Annotated in this window: 20 protein-coding genes; 11 read left to right on the forward strand and 9 right to left on the reverse strand. The window is 60.0% G+C overall.

Going from position 1 to position 15,950, the window contains the following annotated elements; translation table 11 throughout:
* Positions 1 to 17 precede the first annotated feature (17 nt).
* Complete coding sequence (locus DARO_RS03095) at positions 18 to 1,106, forward strand: TRAP transporter substrate-binding protein (protein WP_011286364.1); 1,089 nt, start codon at positions 18 to 20, stop codon at positions 1,104 to 1,106.
* 64 nt (positions 1,107 to 1,170) lie between these two features.
* On the opposite strand, the gene DARO_RS03100 is transcribed toward DARO_RS03095, so the two are convergent.
* The 3 genes from DARO_RS03100 to DARO_RS03110 form a co-directional block, all read right to left on the reverse strand.
* Complete coding sequence (locus DARO_RS03100; RefSeq protein ID WP_049758445.1) at positions 1,171 to 1,635, reverse strand: Dps family protein; 465 nt, start codon at positions 1,633 to 1,635, stop codon at positions 1,171 to 1,173.
* Between the two features lie 155 nt (positions 1,636 to 1,790).
* A complete protein-coding gene (locus DARO_RS03105) occupies positions 1,791 to 3,254 on the reverse strand; it encodes a TRAP transporter large permease (protein ID WP_011286366.1) in 1,464 nt (487 codons plus the stop codon).
* Positions 3,254 to 3,847 carry a TRAP transporter small permease subunit gene (locus DARO_RS03110; RefSeq protein ID WP_011286367.1) on the reverse strand — a complete coding sequence of 198 codons (594 nt, stop codon included), beginning with the start codon at positions 3,845 to 3,847 and terminating at the stop codon, positions 3,254 to 3,256. Before DARO_RS03110 ends, DARO_RS03105 begins: the two co-directional genes overlap by 1 nt.
* A gap of 102 nt (positions 3,848 to 3,949) precedes the next feature.
* Here DARO_RS03110 and DARO_RS03115 point away from each other — a divergent pair, with 102 nt between their 5' ends.
* The 4 genes from DARO_RS03115 (at position 3,950) to ribD (ending at position 7,574) form a co-directional block, all read left to right on the forward strand.
* Positions 3,950 to 4,606 (forward strand): histidine phosphatase family protein, encoded by a 657-nt coding sequence (locus tag DARO_RS03115; protein WP_011286368.1) that lies wholly within the window; start codon positions 3,950 to 3,952, stop codon positions 4,604 to 4,606.
* A 39-nt stretch (positions 4,607 to 4,645) separates the two neighbouring features.
* A complete protein-coding gene (gene glyA / locus DARO_RS03120) occupies positions 4,646 to 5,896 on the forward strand; it encodes a serine hydroxymethyltransferase (RefSeq protein ID WP_011286369.1) in 1,251 nt (416 codons plus the stop codon).
* Positions 5,897 to 6,009: 113 nt separating this feature from the next.
* A complete protein-coding gene (gene nrdR, locus DARO_RS03125; protein ID WP_011286370.1) occupies positions 6,010 to 6,474 on the forward strand; it encodes a transcriptional regulator NrdR in 465 nt (154 codons plus the stop codon).
* Positions 6,471 to 7,574: a bifunctional diaminohydroxyphosphoribosylaminopyrimidine deaminase/5-amino-6-(5-phosphoribosylamino)uracil reductase RibD gene (gene ribD, locus DARO_RS03130; protein WP_011286371.1), complete on the forward strand. Its 1,104-nt coding sequence runs from the start codon at positions 6,471 to 6,473 to the stop codon at positions 7,572 to 7,574. The genes nrdR and ribD overlap by 4 nt, the downstream gene beginning before the upstream one ends.
* Before the next feature lie 31 nt (positions 7,575 to 7,605).
* Here the strand turns inward: ribD and DARO_RS03135 are convergent, their stop codons facing one another.
* The 4 genes from DARO_RS03135 to DARO_RS03150 all read right to left on the reverse strand — a co-directional run bounded on the left by DARO_RS03135 (position 7,606) and on the right by DARO_RS03150 (position 11,716).
* Positions 7,606 to 8,367 carry a molybdopterin-synthase adenylyltransferase MoeB gene (locus DARO_RS03135; RefSeq protein WP_011286372.1) on the reverse strand — a complete coding sequence of 254 codons (762 nt, stop codon included), beginning with the start codon at positions 8,365 to 8,367 and terminating at the stop codon, positions 7,606 to 7,608.
* Between the two features lie 69 nt (positions 8,368 to 8,436).
* Positions 8,437 to 8,838, reverse strand: coding sequence for a hypothetical protein (locus DARO_RS03140; RefSeq protein ID WP_011286373.1), 402 nt, complete (start codon positions 8,836 to 8,838; stop codon positions 8,437 to 8,439).
* Between the two features lie 20 nt (positions 8,839 to 8,858).
* Complete coding sequence (locus DARO_RS03145) at positions 8,859 to 10,286, reverse strand: S41 family peptidase (protein WP_049758860.1); 1,428 nt, start codon at positions 10,284 to 10,286, stop codon at positions 8,859 to 8,861.
* Positions 10,283 to 11,716, reverse strand: coding sequence for a peptidoglycan DD-metalloendopeptidase family protein (locus DARO_RS03150; RefSeq protein WP_011286375.1), 1,434 nt, complete (start codon positions 11,714 to 11,716; stop codon positions 10,283 to 10,285). The genes DARO_RS03145 and DARO_RS03150 overlap by 4 nt, the downstream gene beginning before the upstream one ends.
* 97 nt (positions 11,717 to 11,813) lie before the next feature.
* Here DARO_RS03150 and DARO_RS03155 point away from each other — a divergent pair, with 97 nt between their 5' ends.
* The 6 genes from DARO_RS03155 to DARO_RS03180 are packed head-to-tail and all read left to right on the forward strand — an operon-like array spanning position 11,814 to position 14,723.
* Positions 11,814 to 12,110, forward strand: coding sequence for a metalloregulator ArsR/SmtB family transcription factor (locus DARO_RS03155; protein ID WP_011286376.1), 297 nt, complete (start codon positions 11,814 to 11,816; stop codon positions 12,108 to 12,110).
* A 9-nt stretch (positions 12,111 to 12,119) separates the two neighbouring features.
* Entirely contained in the window at positions 12,120 to 12,539 is a 420-nt protein-coding gene (locus DARO_RS03160) for a rhodanese-like domain-containing protein (RefSeq protein WP_041224692.1), read from the forward strand.
* On the forward strand, positions 12,536 to 12,796 hold the full coding sequence (gene grxC, locus DARO_RS03165; protein WP_011286378.1) for a glutaredoxin 3: 261 nt from the start codon (positions 12,536 to 12,538) through the stop codon (positions 12,794 to 12,796). Before DARO_RS03160 ends, grxC begins: the two co-directional genes overlap by 4 nt.
* Before the next feature lie 31 nt (positions 12,797 to 12,827).
* A complete protein-coding gene (secB, locus tag DARO_RS03170; protein WP_011286379.1) occupies positions 12,828 to 13,286 on the forward strand; it encodes a protein-export chaperone SecB in 459 nt (152 codons plus the stop codon).
* A gap of 1 nt (position 13,287) precedes the next feature.
* Positions 13,288 to 13,737 carry an SH3 domain-containing protein gene (locus tag DARO_RS03175; protein ID WP_011286380.1) on the forward strand — a complete coding sequence of 150 codons (450 nt, stop codon included), beginning with the start codon at positions 13,288 to 13,290 and terminating at the stop codon, positions 13,735 to 13,737.
* Complete coding sequence (locus DARO_RS03180) at positions 13,734 to 14,723, forward strand: NAD(P)H-dependent glycerol-3-phosphate dehydrogenase (RefSeq protein ID WP_011286381.1); 990 nt, start codon at positions 13,734 to 13,736, stop codon at positions 14,721 to 14,723. The genes DARO_RS03175 and DARO_RS03180 overlap by 4 nt, the downstream gene beginning before the upstream one ends.
* Here the strand turns inward: DARO_RS03180 and DARO_RS03185 are convergent.
* On the reverse strand, positions 14,720 to 15,184 hold the full coding sequence (locus DARO_RS03185; protein WP_011286382.1) for a tRNA (cytidine(34)-2'-O)-methyltransferase: 465 nt from the start codon (positions 15,182 to 15,184) through the stop codon (positions 14,720 to 14,722). The genes DARO_RS03180 and DARO_RS03185 overlap by 4 nt on opposite strands.
* A gap of 45 nt (positions 15,185 to 15,229) precedes the next feature.
* The gene (locus DARO_RS03190; protein WP_041224182.1) at positions 15,230 to 15,946 is read right to left on the reverse strand and encodes a ComF family protein; all 717 of its coding nucleotides are present in this window, start codon (positions 15,944 to 15,946) and stop codon (positions 15,230 to 15,232) included.
* Between the last annotated feature and the right edge of the window lie 4 nt (positions 15,947 to 15,950).

A 15,950-nucleotide genomic window follows, 5' to 3' on the forward strand; every position in this document is an offset into this window, starting at 1 on the left:
TTAACGAAGGAGACAATATGCAACGTCGTGATTTTCTGAAAAAGGCTTCTATCGGTGCCGCTGCCGGTGCTGCAACCACGCTGGCTGCTCCAGCCATCGCCCAGTCGTCCCCGAGCATCAAGTGGCGCCTGACCTCCAGCTTCCCGAAGAGCCTGGACACCATTTACGGTGGTGCCGAAGTGCTGGCCAATCGCCTGCGTGCGATGACTGGCGGCAAGTTCGACATCCGTGTATTTCCTGGCGGCGAGATTGTCCCCGGCCTGCAGGCGCTCGATGCGGTGCAGCAAGGTACGGTTGAAGTCTGTCACACCTGCTCCTATTACTACGTTGGCAAGGACAAGACCTTCGGTTTCGGTACCGCCGTGCCGTTCGGCATGAATGCCCGCCAGATGAACGCCTGGATCTACTACGGTGGCGGTCAGAAAGTGCTCGACGAGTTTTACGCCAACTACAATGTTGTTTCCTTCGCTGGCGGCAATACCGGTACCCAGATGGGCGGCTGGTGGCGCAAGGAAGTGAAAACCCTGGCCGACCTCAAGGGCGTCAAGATGCGTATCGCCGGTCTGGGCGGCGCTGTCTTCTCCGAACTCGGCGTTGTGCCGCAGCAGATCGCCGGTGGCGACATCTATCCGGCGCTGGAAAAGGGCACCATTGATGCGGCCGAGTGGGTTGGTCCGTACGATGATGAAAAGCTCGGCTTCTACAAGGTTGCCAAGAACTACTACTACCCGGGCTTCTGGGAACCGGGTCCGACCATCCACTTCTTCGTCAACAAGAAGGAATGGGACAAGCTGCCGAAGGAATATCAGGAGGCCTTCCAGGCCGCTGCCTACGAAGCCAACGTCACCATGATGGCCGAATACGATCACAAGAACCCGATCGCCCTGTCCAAACTGCTGCAAAACGGCGTCAAGCTGCATGCTTTCTCGGACGAAATTCTTGAAGCGGCCTACAAGGCTTCGCAGCAGCTATACGCCGATGAATCTGCCAAGAACCCGGCCTTCAAGAAGATTTACACCGAATACGAGAAGTATCGCAAGACGCAGAATGCCTGGTTCAGCGTGGCTGAAATGCGCATGGACCGCTTCCTGCAAACGCACAAGTAAGCGTTCCTCGCTCAAACAAAAAACCCGCGGATTCCGCGGGTTTTTTTATGGTGGCTCGCTGGCCTCAGTTTTCCAGCAGACTACGCAGCATCCAGGCATTCTTTTCATGAATCTGCATGCGCTGGGTCAGCAGGTCGGCGGTCGGTTCGTCGCCGGCCTTGTCCACCAGCGGGAAGATGCTGCGCGCGGTCTTGGTGACGGCTTCCTGGCCAGCCACCAACTGCTTGATCATCTCTTCGGCGGTGACCTTGCCTTCGCTCTCCTTGATTACTGTCAGCTTGGCGAATTCGCGATAGGTGCCGGGGGCGGCGACGCCCAGCGCGCGGATACGCTCGGCGATCAAATCCAGCGCATTCCACAGTTCAGTGTATTGGTCCATGAACATCACGTGCAGGGTGTTGAACATCGGACCGGTGACGTTCCAGTGGAAGTTATGGGTCTTCAGGTAGAGAGTGAAAGAGTCGGCGAGAAGTCGGGAGAGTCCCTCGGCAATTTTTTCGCGGTCTTTCTTGCTGATTCCGATATCCATGTTGGTCTCCTGATGCGGTGAGTTGATGAAATCATTGTGCGCCAGCGGAGTGCTCGGTACCAATGAGCAATGCCGATGGCAATCATAGTCGCAATTGATGGCGAAAAAAAACGGGGCCGAAGCCCCGTTGAGATTGGTTTCATGTCGATGGCGTGTTACTTGTTTTCGTTGCTTTGCAGATTCTTCAGCAGATCGGCCGCCGAGTCTTCGGTCGGCGCCTTGGCCCCTTCGCCCTCCTGCATCATCGTACTGAGGTCGACATCGCCCTGTTGCTCGATCCGGGCCTTCTCCGCCGGGTCGCCGTAGCTGACGATGTTCGGGAAGATGATGATGATCGCGACCATGATGATCTGGATGCAGACGAACGGGATGGCTCCCCAGTAGATGTCCGTTGTCTTGACCGAACTCGGGGCGACCGAGCGCAGGTAGAACAAAGCGAAGCCGAACGGCGGGTGCATGAACGAGGTCTGCATGTTGACCGCGAGCAGTACGCCGAACCAGACCAGATCGATACCCAGCTTGTCCGCGACCGGTGCCAGCAGGGGCACGATGATGAAGGACAGTTCGAAGAAGTCGAGGAAGAAGGCGAGCACGAAGACCAGGATATTGACCACGATCAGGAAGCCGACCTGGCCGCCGGGCAGCCCGAGCAGCAGGTGTTCGACCCACAGGTCGCCATTGACGCCGCGGAAGACCAGGCCGAACACCGTCGAGCCGACCAGGATGAAGACCACGAAGGACGACAGCTTGCCGGTGGTTTCCATGGCCTGCTTGAGCAGGCTGAAGGTAATCCGCTTGCGGGCCAGGGCCAGGATCAGCGCGCCGGCTGCACCCATGGCGCCGCCTTCGGTCGGCGTTGCAATGCCGAGGAAGATGGTGCCGAGAACCAGGAAGATCAGGACCAGTGGCGGCACCAGCGTGGTCAGTACGCGGAGCATCAGCTTGATGCCGCGCAGGGAGCGGGCTTCCAGCGGCAGGGCCGGGCAGGTCTTGGGCTTGATGATGCTGAGAAGGACCACGTAGCCGACGTACATGCTGGTCAGCACCAGGCCGGGGATCATGGCACCTTCGTACATGTCGCCGACCGAACGGCCGAGCTGGTCGGCCATGATGATCAGTACCAGTGACGGCGGGATAATCTGGGCCAGCGTGCCGGAAGCGGCGATGACGCCGGATGCCAGTCGCTTGTCGTAGCCGTAGCGCAGCATGATCGGCAGCGAAATCAGACCCATCGAGATGACTGAGGCGGCAACCACGCCGGTCGTCGCAGCAAGCAGGGCGCCGACGAAGATCACGGCGTAGGCCAGACCGCCACGCATCGGGCCGAACAATTGGCCGATGGTGTCGAGCAGGTCTTCCGCCATGCCGGATCGCTCTAATATCAGCCCCATGAAGGTAAAGAAGGGGATGGCGAGCAGCGTGTCGTTGGCCATGATGCCGAAGATGCGCTCGGGCAGGGCCTGGAACAGCGCCGGGGTGAGCAGGCCGAGTTCGATGCCAAGTAGGCCGAAGACGATGCCGTTGGCCGCCAGGGCGAAGGCAACCGGGTAGCCGAAGAGCAGGAATAGCACGAGGGCGCCAAACATCAGCGGCGCCATATTGGCGATGACCCATTCCATTATTTGGCCTCCTTGGCTTTGGCAGCAGCGATGGCGGCGGCCAGTTCTTCTTCGGCCGTCGGGCCTTTTTTCTTGTCGTTCGGGTCGTCGATCATTCCGGCCAGGAAGGCAATGCGCTTGATCAGCTCGGAAATGCCTTGCAGCGCCAGCAGCGTGAAACCGATCGGCAGCAGGATCTTGACCGGCCAGCGTAGCAGGCCGCCGGCGTTGGCCGACATTTCATTGATCTTGATGGAGTCGGCGATCAGCGGCAGCGACAGCCAGAGGATCGTGATGACCATGGGCAACAGGAAGAACAGGCTGCCGATGATGTCGATGACGGCCAGGCCGCGTGGTGAGAGCTTGCAGGATAAAACGTCGATGCGGACATGCTCGTTACGTTGCAGGGTGTAAGGAGAGCAGAGCAGGAAAACCGCAGCAAACAGATACCACTGGATCTCCAGCAGGCCGTTTGAACTGTAGTCAAAAAGAAAGCGCACGACCGCGTTGCCGGCGCTGACAATGGTCATTGCCAGAACCAACCAGAATGCGCCTCTGGCAACACGCTCGTTGAGCCAGTCGATCAGCTGCGAGAGCTTGAGCAGAAGGGTCACGAAAATTCCTCCTCGGTTGATAGAATTCCCGATTTCTTGAAGTGGTCGGGGTTAATTGAAATCCCAGTGGGCCAAATTTACAGCGAAGGGCATAGGCGGAAAATGGTGGAAATCCCTACAACCCGACTCACTCGCATCTGTCTGGTGCGCCATGGCGAGACAGAGTGGAACGCCGAACGGCGCATCCAGGGCCAGATCGATATCTGCCTTAACGAAACCGGCCAGCGGCAGGCCGTGGCGGCCGGGCGCTGGTTGAAGCAGGCGGGCATTATCGCGCTCTATAGCAGCGATCTCAAACGGGCGTGGACGACGGCGCTGGCGATCGGGGCTGAGCTCGGCCTGCAGCCGACCGCCGTGCCGGAAATGCGCGAGCGTCGTTATGGTGTTTTCGAGGGGCTGACCTACGATGAGGCCAAGTCGAAGCATCCGGCTGGCTATGCCGCTTTCGAAGGGCGCAATGCCGATTACGATTTCGAGAATGGCGAGAGCCTTCATGTCATGTTTGAGCGTGTCACCGGCAAACTGAAAGAGCTGGCCGCGCGACACCCTGGCGGGGTGATCGCGGTGGTCCTGCATGGCGGTGTGCTCGACGTCATCAATCGTTTTGTGCGTGGCAACCCGCTGGAGATGCCGCGCGATTTCCTGATTCCCAATGCGGGCATCAACTGGATTGCACTGGCAGATGGCGTCTGGCACCTCGAAACCTGGGGCGAAACGGACCATCTGGAGCCGGGCGCCCTTGATGAGCTTCCGGCGTGATAAAATTTCACCCCTTTTCAATGGCTTGAGGCATTTGACATGTTTTCCGCGAAAGACACCCTGGCAAAAGTTGACCCTGAACTCTGGCAGGCCATTCAGGCCGAAGTACAGCGTCAGGAAGACCACATCGAACTGATCGCGTCCGAAAACTACGTGAGCAAGGCTGTCATGGAAGCCCAAGGCTCCCAGCTGACCAACAAGTACGCCGAAGGCTACCCGGGTAAGCGCTACTACGGTGGCTGCGAATACGTTGACGTCGCCGAGCAGATCGCCATCGACCGCCTGAAGAAGCTGTTCGGCGCCGAAGCCGCCAACGTCCAGCCGAATTCCGGTTCGCAGGCCAACCAGGCCGTGCTGATGGCCTTCGCCAAGCCAGGCGACACCATCATGGGCATGAGCCTGGCCGAAGGCGGCCACCTGACCCACGGCATGGCGCTGAACATGTCCGGCAAGTGGTTCAACGTCGTCTCCTACGGCCTGAATGAAAAGGAAGAGATCGACTACGACAAGATGGAAGCGCTGGCCCGCGAGCACAAGCCGAAGATCATCGTCGCCGGTGCCTCCGCCTACGCCCTGCGCATCGACTGGGAACGCTTCGCCAAGATCGCCAAGGAAGTCGGCGCCATTTTCTGGGTCGACATGGCCCACTACGCCGGTCTGATCGCCGCCGGATTCTACCCGAACCCGGTGCCTTTCGCCGATGTCGTGACCTCGACCACGCACAAGACCCTGCGCGGCCCACGCGGTGGTGTCATCCTGATGAAGGCCGAGCACGAAAAGGCCCTCAATTCCGCCATCTTCCCGGGCCTGCAAGGCGGTCCGCTGGAGCATGTGATCGCCGCCAAGGCCGTCGCCTTCAAGGAAGCCGCGACGCCCGAGTTCAAGAACTACCAGGAACAGGTCATCAACAACGCCCGCGTCATGGCGCGCGTGCTCGGTGAAGAGCGCGGTCTGCGCATCGTTTCTGGCCGTACCGAAAGCCACGTCTTCCTGCTCGACCTGCGCGCCAAGAACATCACCGGCAAGGATGCCGAAGCCGCTCTGGGCCGCGCCCACATCACGGTCAACAAAAACGGCATCCCGAACGACCCGCAGAAGCCGTTTGTTACCTCCGGCATCCGTATCGGTTCGCCGGCCATGACGACGCGCGGTTTCACCGAAATCGAAGCCGAGCAGATCGCTCATCTGGTTGCTGATGTGCTGGAAGCACCGAGCGACGAAGCCGTGGCCGCAACTGTTCGCGAGAAAGTTTCGGCCCTGTGCAAGAAGTTCCCGGTCTACGGCGCCTAAGAAAATTTCAGCGCTTGCCCGCCCTGCGTTGCGCCCCCTTGCCGTAGTTGATCTACTGTCAGCGGGGGCGTCGCCTTGTTCGGGCAGCGCACTGAAGTTTTCAGGAGTTTGATGTGAAATGTCCTTTCTGCGGTGCCGAAGATACGGCGGTAGCCGATACCCGTCTCAATGACGAGGCTGACGTCGTTCGTCGTCGCAGAAAGTGCAATGCCTGCGACAAACGTTTTACCACCTACGAGCGGGCTGAAATCCAGCTGCCGCAGGTGGTCAAGAAAAATGGTCTGCGTACCGAGTTCAGCCGGGCAAAACTGCGGGCCAGTCTGGAACTGGCGCTCCGCAAGCGGCCAGTTTCCATTGAGTCGGTCGATGCGGCGGTGGCCGATATTGAAGAGCGCCTGCTGTCGGCAGGTGAGCGCGAGGTGACAACGCAGCAGCTGGGCGAACTGGTCATGCGCGAGTTGAAGAAGCTCGACAAGGTGGCCTATATCCGCTTCGCCTCGGTCTATCGCAATTTTGAAGACGTGGATGCCTTCTCCAGGGCGATCCGCGAAGTCTCTCCCGCCGCCAAGAAAAAATGAGCTTTTCCGCCGTCGACCACGGCATGATGGCCCGCGCCCTGCAACTGGCTGAGCGCGGCTTGTGGACGACGTCGCCGAATCCCCGTGTTGGCTGTGTGCTGGTCCGTGACGGCGAGATTGTCGGCGAAGGCTGGCACGAGAAGGCCGGGGAGCCGCATGCCGAAGTTCACGCCTTGCGCTCGGCCGGTGAGAGGGCGAAAGGTACTACCGCCTACGTGACCCTGGAACCGTGCAGTCACCACGGTCGCACACCGCCGTGTGCCGAAGCCCTGATCGCGGCCGGGGTCTCCCGTGTTGTGGCAGCGATGACCGATCCCAATCCGCTGGTCTCCGGTAAAGGCCTGGCCTTGTTGCGGGCGGCGGGTATCGAAACGGCGAGTGGCCTGCTCGAAAACGAGGCGCGCGAACTCAATATCGGTTTCGTCTCGCGCATGACCCGTGGTCGGCCCTGGCTGCGCCTGAAGGTGGCAGCCAGCCTGGATGGCAAGACCGCATTGAACAATGGCGTCAGCCAGTGGATTACCGGCCCGGATGCCCGCCGCGATGGCCATGCCTGGCGGGCACGCGCTTGCGCGATTCTGACCGGCATCGGTACGGTGCGCGACGACGACCCGCAACTGTCAGTGCGTGATGTGGCGACGACCCGCCAACCCCTGCGAGTGGTTGTCGACAGCAAGCTGGAAACGCCGGTAAACGCCCGGATTCTGCAAGGCGGCCCGGTCCTGATCGCGGGAGCCGTTGAGAACAACGCAAGAATCGAGTCACTGCGCTCGCTTGGCGCTGACGTGCTTATCCTGCCCAATCCGTCGGGCAAGGTGGATTTGATCGCGCTGCTTGTTGCGCTGGGGCAGCGTGGTATCAACGAAGTGCATGCCGAAGCAGGCTTCAAGCTGAATGGCTCGTTGCTGCGCGAAGGCCTGGTCGATGAACTGCTGCTTTATCTGGCCCCCTGCCTGATCGGCCATCAAGCGAGCGGCCTGTTCAACTTGCCGGAACTGACTACGCTGGACGGCAAGCAGCGCTTGCAGATTCGTGACCTGCGTCAGGTCGGGGCAGATATTCGGGTGCTTGCCCGCCTGGGCAATTCTGACGCGCGCTGACGCCTGCCTGCGGCCAGTCTTCGCATCTCAATCAGTGCGCGTCAGCATTCGGCCCGCACACGGCGCAGCCGCTGTCCTTCTTGAAGCGGACGGTTCGCCATTCCATCGTTAAGGCGTCGAGTAGCAGCAGCCGGCCGGTCAGTGATTCGCCGATGCCGGCGGCCAGCTTGAGGGCTTCCGCTGCCTGCATGGTGCCGATGATGCCGGTCAGCGGGGCGAAAACCCCCATGACTGCACAGCGCACTTCCTCGACATCCTCGCCCTCCGGAAACAGGCAGTGGTAGCACGGCGAATCGTCGCGGCGCAGGTCGTAGACGCTGATCTGGCCGTCGAAACGGATGGCGGCGCCGGAAATCAGCGATTTTTTGTGAAGGACGCAGGCGCGATTGATGGCGTGGCGGGTCGCGAAATTGTCGGTGCAATCGAGCACGATATCGGCGCTGGCGACCAGAGCGTCAAGCTCGGTACCGGATAGACGCTGTTGCAGCGGAACGATGGAAATTTCCGGGTTGATGGCGCTCAGTGCCTGTCGGCCCGATTCGGTTTTGGCCATGCCGACGCGACTCTGCGTATGCAGGATCTGCCGCTGCAGGTTGGTGAAATCGACGGTGTCGTCATCGACGAGCGTGATCTTGCCAATGCCTGCCGAGGCGAGGTACAGCGCGGCTGGCGAGCCAAGGCCGCCGGCGCCGATGATTAGCGCGTGTGAGGCCAGGATTTTTGCCTGGCCGTCGATGCCCAGGGCGTCGAGCAGGATATGGCGGCTATAGCGGAGTAGCTGGTCGTCAGTCATTTTAGGATCGGGGATCGGGTGATTAGGGGCGAGCGGTCTTGCTGACAGCTCGATCCTCGATCCTGTTAACTACTTGTATTCGCGCCACTCCAGCGGCGTGTCGTCGTGGTCACCGTGGGGGTGTTGCTCCCAGGCTTGGACGTAGCCTTCGGATGTGGATCGCTTCAGGCGCTTTTCTGGTGCACCGAGGTTGTGCAGCTGGGTGTCCTCGACGTAATAAATCAGCGCGCGGGTCAGCTTGCTCATCAAGGTGTTGTCGAGGTGATAACCCTTGTCGACGAGATGCTCGTCGAGTTCGCGCAAGGTGTGGTCCTTCAGGTCATAGCTGACGCCAAGCGAACGCTTGTCGTATTTCGGCTGGATGGCGACAGCATCCAGCCGTTGCAGGTCATCGGCCGCTTCCGGCACCTGGCCGGGCGGGAACTTGGAGAACTGAATCTCCCGTTTTTTCTTGAGGTCTGTGCCGGCCATCATCCCTCCCGATCAGTGAGCTATTGGGCTTTATTCTGCATGATCTGCAGACCCTTGAGTAGGTTTATCGCCTGCTGGAATTGGTAATCGCTCTTGCTCGCATATTCCAGTCGTTGCGGCAGTTCGTCTTCGGCGTCTTCCTTGCCGTTTTTGTCCTTGCCGGATTTCGGCGAGGTCTTGGCCTGCGGCTTGGTGTCGGCCTTCGGAAGTTCCTTGCCGGCTTCCTTGTCGCGGTCGTTGCTCAGGTGGCGGTCCAGATCGGCCTCGCGCAGACGCATTGATGCGGCGGCGTTGCCATTCAGGCTTTCCTCGACGACGATGTCCGGTGTGATGCCCTTGGCCTGGATGGAACGCCCCGACGGCGTGTAGTAGCGGGCCGTGGTCAGCTTGATCGCGGTGTTGCCGGGGAGTGGCAGCACGGATTGCACGGAGCCCTTGCCGAAGGTCTGGGTGCCGACGATGACGGCGCGCTTGTGATCCTGCAATGCGCCGGCAACGATTTCGGAAGCCGAGGCTGAGCCGCCATTGACCAGGACGACCATCGGCACATTCTTGGCTTCGATCGGCATGCCCTTCAGCGAATCTTCCTTGGTGCCGCGCTGATAGTCCTGCGTCCGGGCTCTGAATTCCTGCTTGGCATCTTCAGTGCGGCCATCGGTGGAAACCACCTTGACGTCCGGCGGCAGGAAGGCCGCGGAGACGCCGATCGCGCCATGCAACAGGCCACCCGGGTCGTTACGCAGGTCAAGCACCAGTCCTTGCAGCTTGTTGCCGTCCTTGTAGAGGCCAGCGACGTGCTTGGCCAGTTCGGCAATGGTGTTTTCCTGGAACTGGGTGATACGGACCCAGCCGTAGCCCGGTTCGATCAGCTTGGACTTGACGCTCTGCACCTTGATCACTTCGCGGATCAAGGTCAATTCGATGGGCTTGGTTTCACCCTTGCGGATGATCGACAGCTTGATCGGGGTCTTCGGCTTGCCGCGCATCTTCTTGACCGCTTCGGACAGCGTCAGGCCTTTGACCATGGTGTCATCCAGCTTGAAGATCAGGTCGCCGGACTTGACGCCAGCGCGATAGGCCGGGGTGTCCTCGATCGGCGAAACGACCTTGACCAAGCCATCTTCCATGCCCACTTCGATACCGAGGCCGCCAAATTCCCCCTGGGTGCCGACCTGCAGATCCTTGAAGGCATCGGCATCTAGGTAGGCGGAGTGCGGGTCGAGGTTGGACAGCATGCCGGAGATGGCATTGGTAATCATCTTCTTGTCTTCGACCGGCTCGACATAGCCTTGCTTGATGGCGCTATAGACCTCGGCAAAGGTGCGCAGCTCCTCGATCGGCAGTCCGGGCTTCGCCTCCTTGTCGGCGAGTGCCGGGAAGTTCAGGCTGATCAGTGCGCCGGCGACGAATGCGCCTACGGTCAAGCTAATGGTTTTCGTTTTGCTCATTTCAAGCTGGCCCATTTCATCGGGTCGATCGGTTGCCCTTGGTGGCGGAGTTCAAAGTATAAACCGGATTCCGGATTGCCCCCGCTGTTCCCGACGGTCGCGACGGTTTCCCCGCCTTTGACCGCCTGACCGACCTGCTTCAGCAAGGAATCGTTATTGCCGTAGATCGATAAATAAGCGTCGCCGTGGTCGACAATCAGCAAATTGCCGAAGCCGCGCATCCACTCCGAGAAGACGACGCGGCCGCCGGCAATCGCCTTGACCTCGCTACCTGAGCCAGCCTTGATGAACAGCCCGCGCCAGGTGCCGCCGCCATCGCGGGGCGACCCGAAGCGTCCGGAGACTGCGCCGCGCACCGGTAGCCGCAGGTTTCCCCGCTGGCGGGCGAAGCTGCCGTCGCTGGCTGCCGGTTCGTAGCGGTTCTCCGCTTCGACTGTTCGTGGTCGGGATGGTTCGATATTGGGGGCTGGACGGGCGATCTCCCTTTCTTCCGTCTGGGGATGGCGTTTGTCCTTTTCCCGTTCCTTCTCGCGCTCTTTTTCCTTCTGTCGCGTCGCAGCCTGGCGGGCCTCGGCGGCGCGTGCGGCTTCGGCTGCCTTGGCGGCCTGTGCCGCTTGGGCGGCGAGGATTTTCGACAGCCGGTCAATCAGCTGGGTCATCCGTCGTTCGTTTTGCTGCAGGTTGCCAATTTCCTTGCGTTGGGCGCTGACCTTGCTGGAGATCTGGGCGTACAGCGCCATGCGGTCTTCGCGTTGCTTTTGCAAATCGGCATGGCGCTTCTGTTGTTCAACCTCGATTTCGGCCAGTTCGGCGCTGCGCTCCTTGGCGTCGGCCGCCAGTGATTTTTTCTTGTCGAGCGTCGCGTTGATTTCGCCCATCAGTTCGGCGCGGGTCAGGGCGATGGCAGACAGATAGTGCAGATCGCGCGCCATCTGATTGGGGTCATCGCCGTTGAGCAATAGCTGCAGGGAGTCCGGGGTGCCGCGCAGGTATTGCTTGTAGAGCAGTTTTTCCAGTTGTGCCTGCTGCTGGCTCAGCGTGACACCGAGCTCCTGCGATTGTTGTTCGAGATTTTTTAACCTGGATTGCAGTCGGCTGCGCTGGTCGTTCAGTTCGTGCAACTCGCGTTGGAGCCGGGATATTTGACGCTCGGATTCACGCAGGCGGTCACCGGCATCCGCTTTGTTCTCTTCGCTGGTCGATAATTCCTTGCGCAGTCCCTCTATCCGGCTGCGCAATTCGCCCAAGTCGGCCTGTTTTTCGGCAATTTCGGGCGCCGCGACGGCGGGGGCGGATTTTTTTTCGCTCGCCGATGGCTTGGCGTCGACCAACGGTGTGCCAAGGAAAACGGCGGCTATCAGCGCCACCGTCAGCCTTTTGCCTGAGCGCCAAGTGCCGCGCACGCCACCACGGGGTCGTTCAATAATCATTCCGGATTGATTTCGGTTACGCGAAACGTAAAACGCTATTTTATAATGCGTCATTAACCGATAACGAGGTTTTATCTTGGAAACGCCTTCCTTCAGTTTGATCGACAAGCAGGAGCACATCGAGCTGGCTGCCCGTGCGCTGAAATCCATTGCTCATCCGTTGCGCCTGAAAATTCTTTGTGTGCTGGGCGAGCAAGAAGCCTGCGTACAGGAAATTGTCGACGCCGTAGGAACGTCGCAGAGCAATATTTCCCAGCACCTGGCCATCCTGCGTGAGAAGGGGGTGCTGGTCACTCGCAAGGACGCAAATCGTGTTTTTTACCGGGTCGGTGATCAGAGAACGCTGCAATTGGTCAGCATGATGCGTGAAGTATTTTGTGGCACGGGAGCCTGATTAATGCCGATGGAATTTATCAATCAAAACGTTTTGCTGATTTCGCTGGTGGTTGTCAGCGGCTTGTCGATGCTCTGGCCACTATTGGCCCGTCCTTCCGGCAACGCGGTCACTCCTGCCGAGGCGACGCAGCTCATTAATCGCGAAGATGCCCATATCGTCGATGTGCGCGAGGCGGACGAATATGCGTCGGGGCATCTGCCGGATGCAAAAAACATCCCGGTGGCCAAGCTGGCTGATCGTATTGGAGAGCTTGAGAAATTCAAGGACAAGCCGATTATCGTTTGCTGCGCGACTGGCATGCGTTCAAACAAGGCTTGTGCAGAGCTCAAGAAGCAAGGTTTCGACAAGTTGCACAATCTGGCTGGCGGTGTCGATGCCTGGGTTGGCGCGGGTTATCCGATCAAGAAGGGTAGCAAGAGCAAATGACTGCGCCTGTGCTGATGTACACGACGGCGGTCTGCCCTTACTGCATTCGTGCCAAGCAGTTGCTCGCCGCACGTGGGGTGACGCAGATCGAGGAGGTTCGGGTTGATCTAGATCCCGAGCGCCGCGATGAAATGATGCTGAAAACCAAGCGGCGTACCGTACCGCAGATCTTCATCGGTGACACCCACGTGGGTGGCTGTGACGATCTTTACGCTCTCGATGCAGCGGGCCAGTTGAAGCCCCTGCTCGAAGGTTGAACCGAACCGATTTAATCTCTGAAAGAAAACCATGGAACAAAACGAACAGCCCGTTTTTGGTATTGAAAAGCTCTACGTCAAGGATCTGTCGGTCGAAGTGCCGAATGCGCCGGAGATTTTCCTTGAGCGCGAGCAGCCGCAGGTTGAGATTCAGCTCAATACGGGTGGCCGTGCGGTTGGTGATGGCGTGTATGAAGTGGTGCTGACCGTGACGGTTACCGCCAAGATGCCTGAAAAAACAGTGTTCCTGGTCGAGGTCGGCCAAGCCGGCATATTCCGTATCCAGAACGTTCCGGAAGAGCAACTGGAGCCGCTGATCGCCGTTGCCTGCCCGAACATTCTGTTCCCTTACGCTCGCGAAGCCGTTTCCGATGCGGTCAGCCGTGCTGGTTTCCAGCCGATCGTGCTGCAACCGGTTAACTTTGAAGGCATGTACATGCAGCGCCTGCAGGAACAGGCTGGCGCTCCGGCCGAAGTGCCGATTCAATAAGATGGCTACCATGTGGCGTCGCGTCCTTGTCGCCCTGTCGATGCTCGGCGCTGCTGGTGCAGCGTCGGCTATCGACTATCGCTCGATCAACGTGCCGGCGGCCATCCTTTACGACGCGCCGTCGCAGCAGGGAAAAAAGCTGTATCTGATCAAGGCGCAGACGCCTGTTGAGGTGGTGGTTCGACTCGAGGGGTGGTTCAAGGTTCGTGATGCCGAGGGTACGCTGGCCTGGGTTGAGTCTCGCAATGTCAGCGAACGCCGGATGCTGGTGGTCACCTCGCCGCGAGCCGAAATCCGCCAGGCGGACAAGGCAGAGGCAGCGGTGCTCGCCGAACTCGACAAGTGGGTTGCCGTCGAGTTTGTCGAATCCGCATCTCCAGGCTGGGCCAAGGTACGCCATCGTGATGGCGCAACGGGCTATATCCGTTCGACGCAGGTTTGGGGGCTATGAAGATAACGCTGCTTGGTGCTGGCGCTTGGGGGACGGCGCTATCCATCGCCTTCTCCGGCAAGCATGATCTGACGCTCTGGTCCCGTGAGGTAGATGTCGCGGATGATCTGCGCAAAACTCGCGAAAATCACCGCTTCTTTCCTGGCTACAAATTGCCGGAGTCAGTCGCTGTGTCGACTGATTTCGAGGTGGCCGTTGCCGGTGCCGAGTTGCTTGTTGTCGCTACGCCGATTGCCGGACTGCGGCCGACGGTCGAGCGCTTGCAGGCACTTGGTTGCAAGCTTCCGGTGCTTTGGGTGTGCAAGGGTTTTGAGGCCGGTAGTGGCAAGTTGCCGCATCAGGTGGTTGCCGAGGTGCTAGGCAAGGAGGCGCTCTGTGGTGCCCTTTCCGGCCCGAGCTTTGCGGAAGAGGTTGCCGCAGGGCAGCCGACGGCGGTATCGCTGGCCACGAATGATCCGGCCTTTGCCCGTGAGGCCGCTCGCCAATTGCACACGACCCGCCTGCGCATTTATGCCAATGATGATCTGGTTGGCGTCGAGGTCGGTGGTGCGGTCAAGAATGTCCTGGCCATTGCCACCGGTGTTTGTGATGGGCTTGGCCTCGGCCTGAATTCCCGTGCTGCGCTGATGACCCGTGGCCTGGCTGAAATCGCCCGCCTCGGTCTGGCGCTGGGGGCTGAACGCCAGACTTTCATGGGGCTGGCTGGCATGGGCGATCTGATCCTGACCTGTACTGGCGATCTGTCGCGCAATCGTCGGGTTGGTTTGGCGTTGGCGCAGAACAAGTCGCTGCCGCAGATCCTTGAAGAGCTGGGGCACGTCGCTGAAGGTGTTTATACCGCCCGGGAAGTCGATCGGCTGGCGGCCAGGCTCGGCGTCGAGATGCCGATCAGTGCGGCTGTTGCGGCCGTTCTTGATGGCCGTCTGACGGCAGCTCAGGCGGTTGAGCAGTTGATGGCCCGCGATCCCAAGGAAGAGCTGGCTTAAAGCGAACCCGGGAAGCCGGTCTGGCGCCAGGCTTCAAAAACAGTCACCGCCGCCGCATTCGACAGATTGAGGCTGCGTTGCCCGGGTAGCATCGGCAAACGCAAGCATCGTTCCGGGCTGAATTCAGCCCGTATTTCGGGTGGCAAGCCGCTCGTTTCGCAGCCAAAGACAAAAACGTCGTTTGCCTCAAGCGCCGTGGAGAACGGGCTGGCTGTTCCCTTGGTGGTCATCGCAAAAAGCCGCCGTCCAGCCAGTGCGGCCTTGCAGGCAGCCCAGTCGGCATGGCGTACGATGCGCGCGTATTCGTGATAGTCCAGGCCAGCCCGGCGCAGATGCTTGTCGCTGAGGTCAAAGCCCAGCGGTTCGACCAGATGCAGTTCGGCGCCGGTATTGGCGCACATGCGGATGATGTTGCCCGTGTTGGGCGGAATTTCCGGGCGGTAGAGAACGACGGCAAACACGCGACTGGCTTCCAACGATCAAAGGGGGCGGATTAAAACACGGAATCAGTGCCTGAGCGCACGGGCAATCACGGCGACCGTGACCGATGCCGCGCCATGCAATTTCAGGACGCGGGCGCATTCATTGACGGTGGCGCCGGTCGTCATGACATCGTCGATCAGCAACAGGCGCCGGCCGCTGAGATCGGTGCGACATTCGAAGGCGCCACGCACGTTCTTCTTGCGTTCCTTGTGCGGGAGATCAGCCTGGGGTGCTGTAGGGCGCGTGCGCAACACGTTGGTGTGGTCGACCGGAATGTTCAGATCGTTGCCCAGCGTTCGTGCAATTTCAGCCGACTGGTTGAAACCGCGCTCAATCAGGCGTTGCGGATGCAGAGGGAGGGGAATGATCAAGTCGAGTTCATTTGCCGCTATCCGCCTGCCCAGGCGTCGGCTGCACCAGGGAGCCACAGCCAGTTGGTGACCGTATTTCAGCGCGTGAATGATCCGGTCGAGTGGGAAATCATAGTGAAAAAGAGCGATGGTGCGGTCGAAACAGGGGGCATCTTTCAGGCAGGCGCCGCAGCGTTCGCCGTGCGTGGTCTGGTCGGCACAAAGCGGACAAAGCTGGGGCGGGAGGCCGGGCAGGTCCGCGTTGCATTCCGGGCAGAGCAATTCGTCCCGGCTGTTCGCGCCACAAAGCAGGCAACTGCCGGGTAATAGTGCATTGCCGAGTTTTCTGGCGAGGCCCTTGAGTCCGCCGGGGTGGGGTAAAATTGACATTGAG

The organism is Dechloromonas aromatica RCB (genome assembly GCF_000012425.1).

Bases quoted from the DNA above. Each gene is read 5' to 3' on its own strand.
- DARO_RS03095 (WP_011286364.1), top strand. From the start codon at position 18: ATGCAACGTCGTGATTTTCTGAAAAAGGCTTCTATCGGTGCCGCTGCC.
- DARO_RS03100 (WP_049758445.1), bottom strand. From the start codon at position 1,635: ATGGATATCGGAATCAGCAAGAAAGACCGCGAAAAAATTGCCGAGGGA.
- DARO_RS03105 (WP_011286366.1), bottom strand. From the start codon at position 3,254: ATGGAATGGGTCATCGCCAATATGGCGCCGCTGATGTTTGGCGCCCTC.
- DARO_RS03115 (WP_011286368.1), top strand. From the start codon at position 3,950: ATGGTGGAAATCCCTACAACCCGACTCACTCGCATCTGTCTGGTGCGC.
- glyA (WP_011286369.1), top strand. From the start codon at position 4,646: ATGTTTTCCGCGAAAGACACCCTGGCAAAAGTTGACCCTGAACTCTGG.
- ribD (WP_011286371.1), top strand. From the start codon at position 6,471: ATGAGCTTTTCCGCCGTCGACCACGGCATGATGGCCCGCGCCCTGCAA.
- DARO_RS03135 (WP_011286372.1), bottom strand. From the start codon at position 8,367: ATGACTGACGACCAGCTACTCCGCTATAGCCGCCATATCCTGCTCGAC.
- DARO_RS03140 (WP_011286373.1), bottom strand. From the start codon at position 8,838: ATGGCCGGCACAGACCTCAAGAAAAAACGGGAGATTCAGTTCTCCAAG.
- DARO_RS03145 (WP_049758860.1), bottom strand. From the start codon at position 10,286: ATGAGCAAAACGAAAACCATTAGCTTGACCGTAGGCGCATTCGTCGCC.
- DARO_RS03150 (WP_011286375.1), bottom strand. From the start codon at position 11,716: ATGATTATTGAACGACCCCGTGGTGGCGTGCGCGGCACTTGGCGCTCA.
- DARO_RS03160 (WP_041224692.1), top strand. From the start codon at position 12,120: ATGGAATTTATCAATCAAAACGTTTTGCTGATTTCGCTGGTGGTTGTC.
- grxC (WP_011286378.1), top strand. From the start codon at position 12,536: ATGACTGCGCCTGTGCTGATGTACACGACGGCGGTCTGCCCTTACTGC.
- secB (WP_011286379.1), top strand. From the start codon at position 12,828: ATGGAACAAAACGAACAGCCCGTTTTTGGTATTGAAAAGCTCTACGTC.
- DARO_RS03175 (WP_011286380.1), top strand. From the start codon at position 13,288: ATGGCTACCATGTGGCGTCGCGTCCTTGTCGCCCTGTCGATGCTCGGC.
- DARO_RS03180 (WP_011286381.1), top strand. From the start codon at position 13,734: ATGAAGATAACGCTGCTTGGTGCTGGCGCTTGGGGGACGGCGCTATCC.
- DARO_RS03190 (WP_041224182.1), bottom strand. From the start codon at position 15,946: ATGTCAATTTTACCCCACCCCGGCGGACTCAAGGGCCTCGCCAGAAAA.